This is a genomic window from Neobacillus cucumis, assembly GCF_002860255.1.
Taxonomy (GTDB): domain Bacteria; phylum Bacillota; class Bacilli; order Bacillales; family Cytobacillaceae; genus Neobacillus; species Neobacillus cucumis_A.
In genome coordinates this window covers 1-16,170 of record NZ_PGVE01000062.1, presented here as the reverse complement: position 1 = coordinate 16,170, position 16,170 = coordinate 1, and the positions used below count along the sequence as shown (strand labels likewise).

Below are 16,170 nucleotides of genomic sequence, written 5' to 3'. Positions count from 1 at the left end.
CTTTTTTATGATATCTAGAAAGAAGTCTAATCTTATAGAGGAAAATGAAAAGTTTTAAAATTGTAGTACCAGCCCCGCCTACGCTGCATACCATGATGGCCACGGTTACCATCCGACCCAATATTATTATAAATGAAAACGTTTTCAAATTCAATACTTTTATAGAATATTAGATTATCTTAGGAAAAAATTCCATATTGTTATTGGAATCATGAGAACCGTCCCTGTGTATTATTACTAAAGGGAGTGATTGGATGAAGTTGAAGTGGACAATGGCCATTGTAGTGGTTGTTTTCTTTGTTGCGGGGTGCAGCGGGATGCAGGATAAAAAGGCGGTTTCGGAACAGCCGAAAATAATTGAGGACAATGAACAGGGAAAAACCGGTGGTGAACCGGAGAAACCTGCTGATGACACCCAAAAACCTGACGTTCAACCGGGAAAAACTACGGATTCTCAAGGAAAGCCTAACAATCAGGAGGAAACCATCCATCAAACGATAAAAATCCAGGATGAGTCCATTGTGAAAGAAACCCCCATTATCAATATTATTTATCCCCAAATTGAGGGCATGAAAGACAAAAATGCCCAAGCGAAAATTAATGATATTTTGAAGAAAGAAGCGAACTCCGCTGATGAGAGTCAAATGACGAATGAGGATCCGAGTGCGCCGTCATCGTTTTATTCCAGATACAAAATTTCTTTTCAAAATGATCACCTGATCAATTTTGTGTATGATCAATATTATTATCTTAGCGGGGCGGCACATGGAATGCCGAAAAAGGTTCCTATTTTGGTTGACTTGGATAATGGCAGGATTGTGGAGCCGAATGAATTGTTTAATGGTTCGCCGCAAACGATGCAAATCATTAGCGAACTCGTCCTAAAACAAGATGTTTTGCATACGCTTGAGGCGATGGGGGAGTTTAAACAAATTAGTTCCGATGATTTAAAACAGGTTTATTTAACGAAGGAAGGCTTAATGATCTATTTTATGCCTTATGAATATGCCTCTTTCGCTGAGGGGACGGTTCTCTATCATCTTTCTTTTTCGGATATTCAAAGTGTATTAAATGCTGCATTTTTCAAGAGTCATGGAATTAATATATTAAAACCCAATGATGCCACCATCATTTATGTTTCTGAAGGCTATCATTTTTCAGTCCCAAAAGAATGGATGGATCGTTTGATATTTGAAAGAGGTGAATACTCAGAGAAAAATCAGTGGTTATCTGCAATCAATGTCTATGACCAATCGGCTGATAAACCTTTACTGTTCAGCTTCCATATGTACGAAAAACAAAAATGGACCACCTTACACCCTGGAGCAGAAGTGAAACTCGCTGAAGCAAATGACATTATATATTCCTACTCCATAGCACCAAACGCGAAGAATAATTTACAAGTCAATGATTTCATAAAAAATGTCCTTCCTAAAATCATGAAAACATTTCAAGTTGATTAGGAAGCGTGGGGACGGTTCTCGTGCTTCCCATAAAGAGTATCTAGTCGAGGATTGGCCCATTGCTCTTTCAGTGGCATACAAGCGGGTAGCTTTCGACGGGATTTTCAGACCAATGGAGTGAGAAAATCTGATATCACGCGGATTGGTTTGTTTTTAAACAAATGTTTGATTAATAGGGAAACATGGGGAATGGAATAGAAGGGTGTCTGCTGAGTCGATAACCATAGAATTTTCCGGGAAATTGTGGGGATTTCTGTGTACTATTCTATCTGGGTTCGACACTCTTTTTACTTGTTTTCAATCGAATGTTATGTGGGACGTAGCATTCTGCTTTTTTAATTAAATGTTTGATTAGTAAAGGATAGTGGGAATATAGTCGAAATGATGTCGTGTGGTTGACGTGATCAAACCCTAAAATGTGTATTTATTAGATTTTAAAAGAGAAAAATAGTACACTCCAATGCGATAAATTCTTGAACAACCTGAACATATTTCCTCGTTTGAAAGCTATATATGTAATATGAACTAGTTCGATTACGGGAGTGTGCTGTTATGTATTGGTTGTTGATCATCATACTAAAATTGTTGACTGTTATTGGGTATGTATTGTTCATGGCGAATCTTCTAAAGACTAATTTTGCTAAATTGATTCAAAGCAAAAATGATAAAACGATACCGAGTATTTCTCGCTTTCAAATGTTATTCTGGACTGGACTATACGGATTTGTCTTCTTATATCATTTTATTGATAGCGATGAATTACTTAGATTTTCCCAAAATGATCTATTATTAATGGGAATCAGTGGCGGGGTCTATCTTGGGGGTAAATGGGTGGGCAGCCAGACTGCGGGAGGTAAAGAGGGCGCAGATCAAATTGCTGAGTTAAAGAAGGAAATCGATCGTTTAAACCAAGAGATCAGCAGCACGAAGGTAGAACAAGTGAAAACAAGTAATGACTCCGTTAAAAGTTAGATAAATTTCAAAATAATAGACCGTTCCTTTTAACAAAGAAACGGTCCATCTAACTTTCATAAATTTAGTCGATACGCTCATCACTGCTTTCATCGCTGCTTTCATCATCTTCAACTAATCGGCAAACTCTTCCGACAGTTACTGCACCAGGCACATTTCCTACTTTTATTGTATCGATGATTTTATTAGTTGCCGTATCGATTACTGAAACGGTATTATCCAAGTTATTCGGCACATATCCTTTTAATCCATCGGATGTAAATGCCGCATCACTTGGTGAGTCGCCTACTTTTTTAAGAATCGTATCGACTACTTTATTGAAAGTAGGGGAATTTGGGTCTGCGTCTATTACTGAAATTGTATCACCGTCTGAATTAGTTACAAATGCCCTTATTCCAAATGGTGTATTTCCTATCCCTACACCGGCAGGTCCAGCACCTACTGGTATGCTAGTAATCGAATTGGTTCCTGTATCGATTGCCGATACGGTATTATCACCTGCATTTGGCACATAAACGGTAGATCCATCTGGAGTCATTGCTGCATCAATAGGAACCGCCCCTACTAGAATAATAGCAATGACTGTGTTGTACGTAGGAGAATTCGGGTTCGCATCAATAACCGATACGGTATTATCAATTGCATTCGGCACATAAGCCCTGGTTCCAAATGGAGTGTTGCCAATTGCTATTCCAAATGGAAAATTTCCCACTGGAATAGTATCAGTTACCATATTACTATGCGTATCGATAACTGATACGTTATTTCCGAACGCATTCGGCACATAAGCCCTGGTTCCGTCAGGAGTAATTGCTACAAGGATAGGCCGGTCCCCCGCAGGAATGGTATCAATCACTTTGTTGGTCGCTGTATCGATGACCGATACGGTATTATCGCTTTGATTTGTCACATACAGTCTTTTTCCATTTGGAGTAACAGCTACTCCAAGAGGGTTATTTCCTACAGTAATGGTAGCGGTCACTTTATCTTTTTTCGTATCGATAACCGATACGGTATTACCAGGATTGTCAAGAGTACCGGTATTAGTCACATAAGCGAATTCTCGACATCGAGGTATCAATCGGTCTTTTTTCATTTCCTTCGCTTGGGTATATTGATTTTTTTTTCTTTGAAAACGGCCTTTTAAGTTTTCATTATCTCTCAACAAAATTATCACCTCCCATTTATTTAATACTTTCAATATATGAAAAATATCAAAGCCGGTTTGGACAAACAGAAGCGTTGGGACGGTTCTCGTGCTTCCATAAAGAGTATCTAGGCGAGGATTGGCCTATTGCTCTTTCAGAGGCATACAATTGGCCAGCTTTCGACGGAATTTTTAGACCAATGGAGTGAGAAAAACTGATATCACGCGGGTTGGTTCGTTTTTAAACAAATGATTGATTAATAGCGAAACATGGGGAATGGAACCGAAGGGTGTCAGCTGAGTCGATAACCATAGAATTTTCCGGGAAATTGGGGAGATTTCTGTGTACTATTCTATCTCGGCTCGACACTCTTTTTACTTGTTTTCAAGAGAAGGTTATATGGGACCTAGCATTCTGCTTTTTTAATTAAATGTTTGATTAGTAAAGGATTTCGGGAATATAGTCGAAATCATGTCGTGTGGTTTACGTGATAGGGGATTAGGCTAATGTTCAAAAACCAAAATGTGTATTTAATAGATTAGAAAAAGATCTTTGTCCACTTTTACCAATACAATAATACGCTTAGAATTAGGACTTTTATTTAGGACTCATGAATGACAAGTATTATGCGTTACGCTTTTGGGTCGTAGGGAGCATTAAGTTTTCCAATATTTATGTTAGTATTTTTTTAGATGCTTTACGATGAGAAAGCGATCCCACAAATAAGGGCAAGCTAATTGTAAAAAGAGGCTGATTACAATAAGTATTCGGCCATTTATCTCCCGTTAGCGGGTATCGAAGTGCTCTATTGAATAAAAGGATATGAAGGCAGAAGAACCGTCCCCATGCTTCTTTAGCCGCGTTTATAACAATGGACATGAAAATGTGGAGGTCTTGCTTGGAAGTATATTATTGTACATATATCATTGCCAGGTTGCCATACTTAATTGCCTTGGGAGTGCTAATTATTCTCGGGGTAGTTCTTATCGGTATTTATATAGTTAAAAGATTTCAATATCAATCCATCAAGTTTGAAAGCAAGTTTCGTTCTGTTATAGAGGCAGCTACAGATGCGATCATATTAGCTAATCGTGATGGAAACATTATTTCTTGGAATAAGGGTGCGGAAATCACTTTTGGATATAAAGAAAAAGATGTATTGGGTAAGAATTTGCAAATCATCATTCCTGAGCACTTAAGGGAAGCCCATCATCGAGGAATGACAAGATACCTTGAAACACAGCAGCCTCACGTAATTGGAAAAACGGTTGAATTACAAGGTTTAAAAAAAGGAGGAGAAATTTTCCCCATCGAGCTTTCGCTTGCGACATGGAAAGAAGGAGAAACGATTTATTTTAGCAGTATTATTCGGGATATTTCGGAAAGAAAGCAAGCGGAAAAGAAAATAAATCAAATGGTTTACCGTGATCCTCTAACAGGTCTTCCCAATCGCCGCTTATTAAATGACCGTCTAAAACATGCGTTAGATGAAGCGGATGAAAATAAACAATTCCTCAGTGTGATGTTTATCGACTTAGATCGCTTTAAAAACATCAATGATTCATTAGGTCACGCGATAGGGGATCAGTTATTGATGGAGGCAGCCAAACGAATTCAGGCTTGTGTCGGGGAGTCAGATACGGTCTGCCGCCAAGGCGGTGATGAATTTATTGTGCTCGTCCCACATTCTGATACGGGTACCATGACAAGAATGGCTGAAAAGATGGTTGATTTGTTTCGTCAACCGATCATCTTAGGTGAATATGAGCTGTTTGTCACCCCGTCTATTGGGATTTCTATTTATCCTGCAGATGGAAGAGATGCTGAAACACTTATTAAGCATGCGGATACAGCTATGTACCGGGTAAAAGAACAAGGAAAAAACAACTTTGAGTTTTATACTCCTGAGATGAACGAGGCGATCTCTAAGAAAATGAAGCTTGAAATTGGATTGCGTAAAGCGATAGAAAATCACGAATTAGCATTAGTTTATCAGCCGCAAATCGATTTAGAGACGGGGAAATTGTTCGGATTGGAAGCGCTGGTCCGCTGGGACCATCACGAGTGGGGAATGATTCCGCCTGATGAATTTATTGCTTTGGCGGAAGAAACGGGATTAATTTTACTTATTGGAGAATGGGTGCTTTACTCAGCCTGTGCTCAGAATAAGGCGCTGCAGAAGGAAGGATATCCACCTATAAGGATGGCGGTTAATATTTCATCACGCCAATTCCAGCAGCCTAACTTTGCCGGGATGGTACGAAAAGTATTAGAAGATACGGGACTAGATCCGATGTATCTTGAGCTTGAGCTTACGGAAAGTATTATTCAAGACTCTCAATATGCGATCTCGACTATGCATACCTTTAAAAAAATGGGGATCCATTTATCCATCGATGACTTTGGAACCGGATATTCATCCCTTAGCTATTTGAAAATCCTTCCGATCGATACATTGAAGATCGACCGGTCGTTTACAAGGAATATTTTTATAGATCCGAAAGATGCCTCCCTCGTAAGTACCATCATCACCATGGCTCATAACTTAGGCCTGAAAGTAATAGCTGAAGGAGTAGAAACAACCGAACAACTACACTTCCTTAAACAACAAAAATGTAACGGAGCCCAGGGATACTACATTAGCAAACCCATCCCAGCTAAAGAAATAACGGAAGCGTGGGGACGGTTCTCGTGCTTCTAAATAGGGGAACGAAAACAAATTTTAAGCCGGGCTAGGAAAATAAAGCCATCATCCACGAGTGTTTTACTACCTTTTAGCCCTTAGTATGGGTGATGATGAAGCAAGTAGCGTAAAAAAACCAGCCCAATGGGCTGGTTCTTCTCCTTCTTTGGGTATTAGTTCGTTTACCCAATAGCTATGTTACTGATTAAATATGAGCATTCAATGAACAAATGATTAATATTTATTACGTTTGGGGAGCACGGGGACGGTTTTCATGCATCGGACGCACGAGAACCGTCCCCGTGCTCCCGTTCTTCTATTTTGATTGGAAGTAATCAAGTAATCCTAGGTAGATTCCTTGGGCTACGTTATGATTGTAATTTGAGCTTTCCACGATTGCATCGTCATGTTGATTGGATAGGAAGCCGAGTTCTAGTAGAGTAGCTGGTTGTTTGTTGTTTCGGAGAACATCTAAGTTGTTGAATCTTGTTCCAAGGTTCGTTAATTTTGTTTCTTTAGCGACTTGATTTAAGATTGCTGTGGCTAATGTGTTACTGGACTTTTGATAGTAAAAGTTAATTATGCCATTAACCGATGGGTCATTAGACCAATTATAATGAAAACTTATAAATGCATCTGCGTGGTTTTGGTTGGAGACATTGGCCCGTTGCGCTAAGGGGATATACGTATCGTTGGTTCGTGTCAAGATGACTTGAGCCCCTGCATTTTCAAGCTTTTGTTTAACCACTTCCACTGTTGGTAAGTTCAATGATTTCTCTGGTGTGCCGGCAATACTTTTTGTTCCATTATCCTTTCCTCCATGTCCTGGATCAAGCACAATTGTTTTTCCTGTCAGCGGTTTCTGACTATTTGGCACAAGGCCGGTTTTAGTAGATGAGGTAGTCATGGGGGCGTCTGCTGCCTTGGCTACTTTCATCTCCGATGTATTTCCAGACTTCTTCTTTGCTGCTGGGGCAGCAGGTTGTGTGTGATCGTTGCTGGGTGTATCTTTAGCAACGTAATGTGTGTTCACCCACCCGCTCACACCAGATGAAGAGACAATTTTGGCCCATCCAGCTTGTTCCGAGTAGATGGTTACTTTTGCGCCGGATTTTAAATAACCTACGACTCTACTGGAGGCGCTTGGACGTTCCCGAACGTTTAAAGAAAAGGTATCTATGGTTCCAACCATCTTTTCAGCCGAAGTTATGTAAGCGTCGTAAACCCAGCCAGTTTGGTTGTTTGCTAGTTTAATTTGAGCCCAATCCTTCTTCTTCTGTATGTTCGCAAACGTGTCCCCTTGATGAACGCGGCTAATTACCTTACTTGAAATATCGGCAGATTCCCGGACATTAAGTGTAGGTACAGTGACCGTCACCTGAGAAGAAGCTTTATCTGCATTAACTGTCTCTTGATTATTTAAAAAGGGTACTGTTATAGCACCAAGAATTGTCAGAATTTTAATTAGGCTGATATTTCGAATTTTAGATATTAGCATTTTAGCAACCTCCCTGTTTTTGATACTCTAAAACTAGCATGGACAGATTTTCATAAAATCATAATCTAATTTTCAAAATAAATTGAATTTTAAACGAACGCAAAGGGACGGTTCTCATGCTTCCGAAGCATGAGAACCGTCCCTTTGCGTTTCCCCTTGTGTATTCATTGCCAATAATAATATCATTCCAATGATGCAAGCTGTACCTACCCATTGGAAAAGACCAAAGGGTTCTTTTAACCAGAAGACTGTTGTTAAAACGGCGGCTAGTGGCTCTATGCTGCCTAGAAGACTTGATTCTTTCGGTGCGAGACTTTGTAAACTTTCTATATAGAACCAAAAGGCAATCATCGTACCAAATATGATTATGAAGGCTAAATATACATAAGCTTCTAGCGGTAAGCTTGAAAAGTCCATTTGCCAAGGCGGATGGATAAAACTTAAGGCAAACCCGCCAATAATCATAGCCCATCCAACAATAACAAGTGAATCGTACTGCTTCAGTAAGGGAACCGCATATAGAGTGTAAAATGCTACAGCGATTCCAGATAAAACACCCCAAAAGATGGCAAGCTTTGGCACATAAAATTGAGAGATTGACCCGTTTGTTAATAAGTAAAAACAACCGATTAGAGCTAGAGCAACGGTCAACAAATCTCTTGGTGTTAGAACCGTTTGTTTGCGGAAAAGTAAGTAAACGATAATCATAACAGGTGCTAAATACTGTAATAGTGTGGCTACAGCCGCATTTCCATGTTCAATGGAAGCCATATAGGTGTATTGAACCGCAAGCATACCGAGTAACCCGAAGATTATCAACTGAATAGCTGTTCTGCGAGTTTTCCAAACAGCTAGGATCTGAGAACGGTCTTTTCCAAAAAATTGAACGGTTAAGAGTAAGAAACCAGCTATGAGCAATCGGAACGTAACCAGCCAATCCACATCGATTTGATACTGTTGGAAAAGTTTTTTTGCCACTGTGCCGCCGAGTCCCCAAAATGCGGCTCCCGTTATAACAAGAAATAGTCCCTTTCGTCTATTCATGATTGATTCTCCACCTTTAAATATAAAAATAGTGTTATAATATTTTAAATATTAAGTGGAAAACCTCTGAAATAATACCTAAATCGAATGAAAAAATATAAATATATTGAGGTGGCTGCGGGAATATGCAAATGAAAAATTTTATGGTTGATCAAAGTTTAAAAGAATTAACGGAGCATCGTACAGTGGTGCTCCCGATTGCCTGTTACGAAACAACGATTAACCAAAATATAAATGGATATATACCACTTCATTGGCATGATGAATTTCAGTTTGTTCTCATTGTAAAAGGAGAAGCCATTTTTCAAATAAACGAAGAAAATATTACGGTGCAAGAAGGCGAAGGTCTATTTATCAATAGTGGCTGCCTGCACATGGCCAAAGATAAGAATGATTCGGACTGTGCCTATATTTGTTTAAATGTATCCCCAGGTTTCGTGTTATCACAAGAACTTTATACCACCCATGTCAATCCTTATATGCAGGCGACTAATATTCCTTTTTTACTTTTGGAGCCAAAGGAGCTTTGGGCGAAGAACATTTTGGACTCCATTATGAAAATCAATCAGTTGATCAAACAAAATCCACCATACTTTGAAATCGACATCAGCCTACATCTAACATTAATTTGGAAGAACCTAATTATTAATGGTATTGAATTAGAGTATGAACAGACGGAAGTGACAAAGAGTCATCGAATGAAGCAGATGTTAAATTGGATCCACCTGCATTATCCGGAGAAAATCCTTTTAGAAGATATTGCGCGAGCAGGTCAATTAAGCCGTTCCGAGTGCTGCCGATACTTCAAACGAATGTTAAAGAAAACACCTCTGAATTACGTCACCGATTTTCGAATCCAAAAAAGTTTAATGTTATTACAACAACCTGAATCCAATGTCACAGATGTTGCCTATCAAGTAGATTTTAACAGCACAAGCTATTTCATAGATAAATTCCGAAAGTCGATGAACATGACACCATTAGCATACAAAAAATATAAAAATACTAGTCCATTTGTGAAGTAGTGCATTTAAACTAAGAGTGCTTGAGTTTATATGAGATTCCCTATTTAATTCCATTCTGGAATTAAAATGATGATTATTATTTATTAGAACAATAAAATCTTAAATGATAAAATAATTGAAAATTTCTATTATTTTATTGGGGTGAATGAATTGGATACGAGAAAAATGGCGTGGAATCGAGCTGAATTGTCAGGAAAGCTAACAAACGTATTAGACTCTAGATCGTTAACACATTCCCATAAAAGGCTCGCTGGAATACTTCGTGAAGGTATGACAATTCTAGATATTGGTTGTGGAACTGGATCCATAACACGGGGAATAGCAGAAGCAGTGGGTCCAAATGGATATGTTGTAGGTATTGATAATAATCCGAACCTAATTGAAAAAGCACGTCAAACACATGGCGAAATACCAGGATTATCATTTGAAACAGGTGACATTTATCATCTTCCGTATAATAAACAATTTGACATTGTTACCTGTTCACGGGTTTTAATATGGTTATCAGACCCATTAAAAGGATTGAAAATGATGACATCTGCTGCAAAGATTGGAGGTCGTATTTTAATTGTGGATTATAACCATGAAAAGATTTCTTGGAACCCCTTGCCACCTTCAAGTATGCTTAACTTTTATACTGCATATTTAAAATGGCGATCTGAAGCTGGAATGGATAATTCGATTGCTGATCATCTTTCTGAATGGTTTAAAACAGCAGGTATTAAAAATATTACGATTACCCCTCAACATGAGATAACAAATAGAACAGACCATGACTTTCTTACTCGAATAGGGATATGGGCTGATACAGCCTCAAGTAGAGGACCTCAAATGGAAAGAGACGGTTTTATTTCGGAGAGGGATTATCTTAATGCAGAGAATGAGTATAGGAAATGGATGGTACGAGATGCTCAATCTTTAACTATGTATATGTTAGCAGTTGAAGGGATCAGAGTTATATAAATTCTCTATAAATTGATGTGGAATTGGATTAAGACCTGGAGGCGAACGCCCTGATTTAGAGCCATTAATCGTTACCTTGTATCAGGCTATGTACGAATCTATTGCAGCACACAGTCGATTAGGACTGAACGTTATAGTTGATGTTGGACATCACGATAACTATGCCAGGTATCTATGATCTGGAGATTGATACATCGGTTCTAAGCCCTGAAGAATGTGCAAATTTGATTCGAAAAAAATTAGAAGAGAATCCCATAAATACAGCTTTTAAGCGTCTTGCTGATATTATAAATGAAGAGACATACTGAATTCGTTACTAAACTACGGAGGGCGTTGATCCAAGAAGGATTAACGCTTATTTTAATTGAACTTATTGTACTCCCTCAGTTTAGTGTAATAAGGATAATTACATAATATTAACGGAGGTGTTGTAATGATTACCGTTAAAAATGCTAAAAGTTATCTTGAAGAAAAGATTGGTGAAGATGTCAATGATATAAAAAAAGTTTGGGAAACATTTAAGGATTTTTGTAAAGAACCAGTTGAGGGAGAAGAAGATAAAGAAATTCTATTTCAATGTGGTGTTTATGATTTTACTGGAGAGGAACTATTTCATTTTGATTTTGTCCGTCAGTTTACTGTTTATGAAGAAGATGAGTATTCTCACATGGAACAACTTCACTGTGAATTTTTATTTAAACCAACAGATGAATTAAGAAATTTTGAAACAACAGAATGGTCAATGAATTATGATGATATAGATGATTTTTTAAATCATATAGTAACCCTTCAGGAGTTTAAAACGCCTTTGGAATTAAAGCCGATAAAAACAGAAATATATCAAGAAGAAATTTAAACATTTTCACTAACGAGTGCATTACTGGAATAACGGTAATGCTCTTTTTCTTATTCAAGTAAAGGGGCAGTTTAGTGTAAGAAGGGATATTAATGTCTTTAGACGAATATTGTTTTTTAGATACATATTGGAGGGGTGAAGGCGTGTGGAGGATATAATTAATGGATTAATCCACTGGATACAAACATTACCAAAGGTATATAACTCAATGTCAGAAACAGAAATATCAAATCGCCCATTACCAAATAAATGGTCCAAAAAAGAGATTTTAGGACACCTATGCGACTCTGCAATAAATAATATTAATAGGTTTATAAAGATTCAGTACGAAGAACAACCATTTGTTATCCAATCATATAATCAAAACCAATGGGTAATAATTCAGAATTATCAAGATAGACCACTTGATGAGATATTAAACCTTTTTTTAGCATTAAATAAGCAAATCATAAATACTATATCGAATATTCCAAAAGAGAGATTATCAAATCTTTGTGATATAGGAAATAATCAACAAAAAACATTAGAGTGGCTCGTAAAAGATTATCTTAAACATATGGAACATCATATTAACAACCAAATCCTTATTAAAAATAATGCCTAATATTTGATACTGCTTCTTTAACTAACGATTATGTTAATTGAACAGGAACTCAAATAGACCGAGATAAAACTCGGTCTGTTTTGTTTCTATTCTATTAACAAAAAAGGAAACTGCCATTCAACTAAATTCCGTTTTGAGATTTGACCATTGGTGGATCTCAATAAGCCCTACCAGCCTCAGCTCTTTCTGTCGTGGCGTAGTCACGGAATGCTGGGTCTGGCAATGATTCTACTAACTTTGGCTCGTCAGGATTCCCTTCTGATTTTTGGTTGACCAGTGATTGGAATTGGCTCTTTATCTTTTCGATGTTTTCTGGAGAGGCAATGTTTTTCATTTGATTTATGACTTTAGTGCGAGATTCCTCATTTCTCAACAGGTAAGCGGCTCCGCCTATTGCTAATGCGCCTACAATCTTATTTATCATAATATCTCATCCTCCTTGTCGATATATTTATACCCTTTAATCCCTATTGTTAAACAGTATCATTGTTGGGCTTATTTCTTTTTACAAAGGATGCAGTTGGCTGCGGCGATCCTGTTTTTTATTGAGCTAACTTTTAAGTTCAAAGTGGTATTAGGTAAATAAATTGGTAAAGAATCGCAGAATCTCACAAATCCGGTCTTATATAAAACTCAAATTAATATAATAACTTAGTAGCTTATTCCAGGGGTGAATATGTTGGAGATTTTTGGTTTGTCTTTTGCGGTTCTTTTCGAGGTTATTTTAATCAATATAGTATTAAGTGGGGATAACGCCGTTGTTATCGCCATGGCATCACGGAATGTTCCAAAGAAGCTACAAAAGAAAGCCATCTTTTGGGGAACATTTGGAGCTATTATTTTACGTTTAATCTTTGCTATAGCCATTGTTTACCTGCTAGGCTTACCTTTCGTCACTTTTGCAGGCGGTCTTCTTCTAGTGTATATTGCTATAAAACTTCTATTAGGGGAGGATGAAGACGATCACAGAGAAGGGGGATCAAGTTTCATTTCTGCTGTGAGAACAATTATTACTGCGGATGCCATCATGTCCCTTGATAATGTCCTAGCTATTGCTGGTGCGGTTGAAGGAAATATAGCTGGTATCATTATTGGAGTGATTGTTAGTATTCCTCTAGTTGTTTTTGGCAGCCAATTGATATTAAAAGCAATGGAAAAGTACCCAATCATCTCATATGCTGGCGCCGGAATATTGGCTTGGACAGCAGGGGAAATGATGGTGGGAGAACCAAGATTCGAGTCTATTCTTCCACAAGATTTACATTTGTTGATTCCTACTGCTATTACCGTTCTTGTCATTGGTTTGGGATATTTAAGTAATAAGATAAAAACAGCTAAAGAAAGTTAAGAAAAAATGTAATCAAGAAAATTGGTGAAAAGCTACACTTAAACGGGTGCCTTTCTTCCATTTTTTCTAGAAGTGTAGTCTCAATCTTTATATTCTTCAGCATCAACTTTTTCTACTTCTTGGTCTGAATTTGAATAAGAATCCAATGCTCTGTCACTTCAAAAATTAAGACGCTAATTAAAAATATACCCCTCACTAATGAGGGGTATATCTTATTTATCTTGTGCAAGTTCTTTTCTATTGGGAGCAAGTGGTGGCTGTTCTAACCACTTGTTTTTCACCATAATATCGAACCAGTTCTTGGTAATTCTTAATGATTTTATAATTGCTTTTTCATAAGCTACAGCTAGGTCTGTCCGCATGGCTCCTGCTAGACCTGTCCCGTAATAGACTTGTGCAGTTTGAGCCAAGAAACCCATATGATACAACATTAATTTATCTGAAAAAGGAGAGTCTTTTGACGTGGTAACCTCTGATTCCCACGACATTGGTACTGGCAAATTATCCTTTTGCATAATTTTTGAGAGGGTTTGCAGGTTTTCATCTGCGGCTTTTTCTAATTCCTCAAAAAACTTTCTTATTTCTTTCGATTCTGTGACTTGACTGAATCCGATTGAAAGGGCTTTTGCCATAATGCCCTTTTTAATGTTAAGAGAAATACTGATTATTTCTGTAGCAGATAAAAGTCTCCCTTTTCCGAAGAATCCATCAATAAAATCTTTGGTAGAAATAAATTCAGGACTCTCGTTAGGATAGAAATAAGGATCTCTCTGGAATTTTCCTTGTTTAAGCAATAACTCAATGGTTAAATCGTACATTCTTTTTGCATCATTATCACATGAATTGTAAAATTCCCGTATGTCCTTTCTGACAGAAACACTTAAAGCAGTTGTATGACCCAACAAACCATGTATAGTCATAATATGTAAATAATTTAAGCAGAATGTGTCAGAAAACAATCTCTCTGCACTTTTCTTAAGGTCGGACTCAGTAAATCCAATGGGAACTGGAAATCCATCCTTCTCAATGAAGGAAACAATCTGCTTCTTTTGCTTTTCCCATGTCTCAATGGCTATTTCAAAAACTTTTTTTATTGATTCGTCTTCTAAAATAGAAATCATATACCTATTTACTATCTCGGCCATTGTTCCGTTGACATACTCCCCCCATAGTGTTCCTATTTCAGAAGATGTAAGTTTTAAATTATCATTTTCCAATTGTTCTCACCTCTTCAGTATTTTTTACTAATACAGAAATAGGTATGCATTTGGCCTTAAGCTACCTATCAAAATAAAGTCTCCAAACGGGAGGCTATTATCTATGACTTGATTTCATTTTATCTATAGTCTCATGTGTAGACCATGTGGCACAGCAGAGGTTCAAGTCTATACGGTAATTTATGGTGGTTTAACGATCACCGAAAAAGAACAACTGGAATATTTGTTAGAGAAAGTCCTGAGAAGGTTTTAATTTTTTTTACAATAATATATAGAGATCTATGTATTGGAAAATTTAGTTAGGAAATGAATTGAATTGGCTTTAAAGAGAAATAAATATTCGCTTGCTTTCGCTATACTTTTAGCAGTCTTTTCTGCCATTGCTCATTGCGCCGCTTGCAGGAAGTGCCATCATTTCTTTTACTCCTTGGGTAGGTGTATTTATCTTTTTGGGCTTTTTTGGGATCTTACTATCAACTTTAACAGCATAGAAAATCAAAGAAAGCCTGCCTGTAGAACGGCGTGTTTCTAGTGATTTCATGGGATTATTAAAGAATTTTAAAGATTTGCTTAAATCTAGGAGATTCATGGGATATGCTCTTGTTCAAGGTATATTGTTTGCTGGGGTTTTTTGCCTACATTTCCGGAGCTTCATTTATTTATCAAAAAATTTATGACGTGACACCGCAAGTGTTTGCTTTTGCTTTAAATGGCATTAGTTTAATTCTAGGGGCTCAAATTGTGAAATTATTAGCAGGGCGAATAAAAGAAGATAGTATTCTTCTGATCGGGCTTGCATTAGCCTTTATATCTGGGACGATTGTCTTGATCGATGTCGTTTTGCATGGTCCGTTAATGATGTTAGTCATTCCGCTTTTCTTTTTAAACGCTGCGGTCGGTATCACAGGTCCGACCTCTTTTACACTAGCGATGGAAGTTAGAAAAGCATAGTAATTGTTTTTATCAACAATTAAATAACAACTTATTGTTAACCCTGTCCTAATTTTAGGACGGGGGTTTTCATTTTTAAGATTTAATATTAAATTACATTGTTGTCATTCCCGATATAAAAATGTACATTTTGAATAAGTTCACTTAAACTAACTTGTGCGAGAGTTAATAACTTCTTTTAGGATATAAAATATTTCGTAAAAAGATGTTGACTTATATGTAGATTATTTGTTATATTATTTCTTGTCGCTAAGGCGGTGAAGTTAACTTTTAAAAAGATGTTGACTTCTACAAAACAAAATTATATAATTAATTTTGCTGTCGCTAATCAAAGTGATATCTTGTTCTTTGAAAACTAAACAAACAAAAACGTCAACAAACAATAATTATTCATTTCT

General features: G+C 37.2%; 17 protein-coding genes and 2 pseudogenes. 12 read left to right on the top strand and 7 right to left on the bottom strand.

What is annotated here, in order from left to right; genetic code table 11:
- Window positions 1–254: 254 nt before the first annotated feature.
- The 3 genes from CVD27_RS15560 (at window position 255) to CVD27_RS15555 (ending at window position 2,435) form a co-directional block, all read left to right on the top strand.
- Window positions 255–1,463 carry a DUF3298 and DUF4163 domain-containing protein gene (locus tag CVD27_RS15560; protein ID WP_101648815.1) on the top strand — a complete coding sequence of 403 codons (1,209 nt, stop codon included), beginning with the start codon at window positions 255–257 and terminating at the stop codon, window positions 1,461–1,463.
- Window positions 1,456–1,584 (top strand): hypothetical protein, encoded by a 129-nt coding sequence (locus CVD27_RS28785; protein ID WP_257984381.1) that lies wholly within the window; start codon window positions 1,456–1,458, stop codon window positions 1,582–1,584. Before CVD27_RS15560 ends, CVD27_RS28785 begins: the two co-directional genes overlap by 8 nt.
- A gap of 431 nt (window positions 1,585–2,015) precedes the next feature.
- Entirely contained in the window at window positions 2,016–2,435 is a 420-nt protein-coding gene (locus CVD27_RS15555) for a hypothetical protein (RefSeq protein WP_101648814.1), read from the top strand.
- A gap of 64 nt (window positions 2,436–2,499) precedes the next feature.
- Here CVD27_RS15555 and CVD27_RS29145 read toward each other — a convergent pair.
- Together CVD27_RS29145 and CVD27_RS29140 are read right to left on the bottom strand one after the other, a co-directional pair.
- Window positions 2,500–2,955: pseudogene (locus CVD27_RS29145) on the bottom strand (YncE family protein); the annotation flags it as partial.
- 174 nt (window positions 2,956–3,129) lie between these two features.
- A pseudogene (locus CVD27_RS29140) lies at window positions 3,130–3,489 on the bottom strand (YncE family protein); the annotation flags it as partial.
- A 992-nt stretch (window positions 3,490–4,481) separates the two neighbouring features.
- On the opposite strand from CVD27_RS29140, the gene CVD27_RS15545 reads away from it, so the two are divergent.
- Entirely contained in the window at window positions 4,482–6,284 is a 1,803-nt protein-coding gene (locus tag CVD27_RS15545; RefSeq protein ID WP_257984380.1) for a putative bifunctional diguanylate cyclase/phosphodiesterase, read from the top strand.
- Window positions 6,285–6,582: 298 nt separating this feature from the next.
- Here CVD27_RS15545 and CVD27_RS15540 read toward each other — a convergent pair whose 3' ends face one another.
- Both CVD27_RS15540 and CVD27_RS15535 read right to left on the bottom strand, forming a co-directional pair.
- On the bottom strand, window positions 6,583–7,764 hold the full coding sequence (locus CVD27_RS15540) for an N-acetylmuramoyl-L-alanine amidase (RefSeq protein ID WP_101648811.1): 1,182 nt from the start codon (window positions 7,762–7,764) through the stop codon (window positions 6,583–6,585).
- Window positions 7,765–7,878: 114 nt separating this feature from the next.
- Window positions 7,879–8,808 carry a DMT family transporter gene (locus CVD27_RS15535; protein ID WP_101648810.1) on the bottom strand — a complete coding sequence of 310 codons (930 nt, stop codon included), beginning with the start codon at window positions 8,806–8,808 and terminating at the stop codon, window positions 7,879–7,881.
- Window positions 8,809–8,939: 131 nt separating this feature from the next.
- On the opposite strand from CVD27_RS15535, the gene CVD27_RS15530 reads away from it, so the two are divergent.
- The 6 genes from CVD27_RS15530 (at window position 8,940) to CVD27_RS15510 (ending at window position 12,256) form a co-directional block, all read left to right on the top strand.
- A complete protein-coding gene (locus tag CVD27_RS15530; protein WP_101648817.1) occupies window positions 8,940–9,833 on the top strand; it encodes an AraC family transcriptional regulator in 894 nt (297 codons plus the stop codon).
- Between the two features lie 150 nt (window positions 9,834–9,983).
- Window positions 9,984–10,796 (top strand): methyltransferase domain-containing protein, encoded by an 813-nt coding sequence (locus CVD27_RS15525; protein WP_180960311.1) that lies wholly within the window; start codon window positions 9,984–9,986, stop codon window positions 10,794–10,796.
- Window positions 10,797–10,872: 76 nt separating this feature from the next.
- On the top strand, window positions 10,873–10,974 hold the full coding sequence (locus CVD27_RS28780) for a hypothetical protein (RefSeq protein ID WP_257984379.1): 102 nt from the start codon (window positions 10,873–10,875) through the stop codon (window positions 10,972–10,974).
- Entirely contained in the window at window positions 10,937–11,104 is a 168-nt protein-coding gene (locus tag CVD27_RS15520; protein WP_257984382.1) for a phosphotransferase-like protein, read from the top strand. Before CVD27_RS28780 ends, CVD27_RS15520 begins: the two co-directional genes overlap by 38 nt.
- 125 nt (window positions 11,105–11,229) lie before the next feature.
- Window positions 11,230–11,652: a hypothetical protein gene (locus CVD27_RS15515; RefSeq protein WP_101648809.1), complete on the top strand. Its 423-nt coding sequence runs from the start codon at window positions 11,230–11,232 to the stop codon at window positions 11,650–11,652.
- A gap of 145 nt (window positions 11,653–11,797) precedes the next feature.
- Complete coding sequence (locus CVD27_RS15510) at window positions 11,798–12,256, top strand: DinB family protein (protein ID WP_101648808.1); 459 nt, start codon at window positions 11,798–11,800, stop codon at window positions 12,254–12,256.
- A 157-nt stretch (window positions 12,257–12,413) separates the two neighbouring features.
- Here the strand turns inward: CVD27_RS15510 and CVD27_RS15505 are convergent, their stop codons facing one another.
- Window positions 12,414–12,680 carry a hypothetical protein gene (locus CVD27_RS15505; protein ID WP_101648807.1) on the bottom strand — a complete coding sequence of 89 codons (267 nt, stop codon included), beginning with the start codon at window positions 12,678–12,680 and terminating at the stop codon, window positions 12,414–12,416.
- A gap of 252 nt (window positions 12,681–12,932) precedes the next feature.
- Between CVD27_RS15505 and CVD27_RS15500 the strand changes: the two genes are divergently transcribed.
- Window positions 12,933–13,604, top strand: a complete 672-nt coding sequence (locus CVD27_RS15500; RefSeq protein WP_101648806.1) for a TerC family protein — start codon at window positions 12,933–12,935, stop codon at window positions 13,602–13,604.
- Window positions 13,605–13,816: 212 nt separating this feature from the next.
- Here the strand turns inward: CVD27_RS15500 and CVD27_RS15495 are convergent, their stop codons facing one another.
- Window positions 13,817–14,821, bottom strand: a complete 1,005-nt coding sequence (locus tag CVD27_RS15495) for a DUF3231 family protein (protein WP_101648805.1) — start codon at window positions 14,819–14,821, stop codon at window positions 13,817–13,819.
- Between the two features lie 361 nt (window positions 14,822–15,182).
- Window positions 15,183–15,410, bottom strand: coding sequence for a hypothetical protein (locus CVD27_RS15490; RefSeq protein ID WP_101648804.1), 228 nt, complete (start codon window positions 15,408–15,410; stop codon window positions 15,183–15,185).
- Window positions 15,411–15,415: 5 nt separating this feature from the next.
- On the opposite strand from CVD27_RS15490, the gene CVD27_RS15485 reads away from it, so the two are divergent.
- Window positions 15,416–15,772, top strand: coding sequence for a hypothetical protein (locus CVD27_RS15485; protein WP_101648803.1), 357 nt, complete (start codon window positions 15,416–15,418; stop codon window positions 15,770–15,772).
- The last annotated feature ends 398 nt before the right edge of the window (window positions 15,773–16,170 follow it).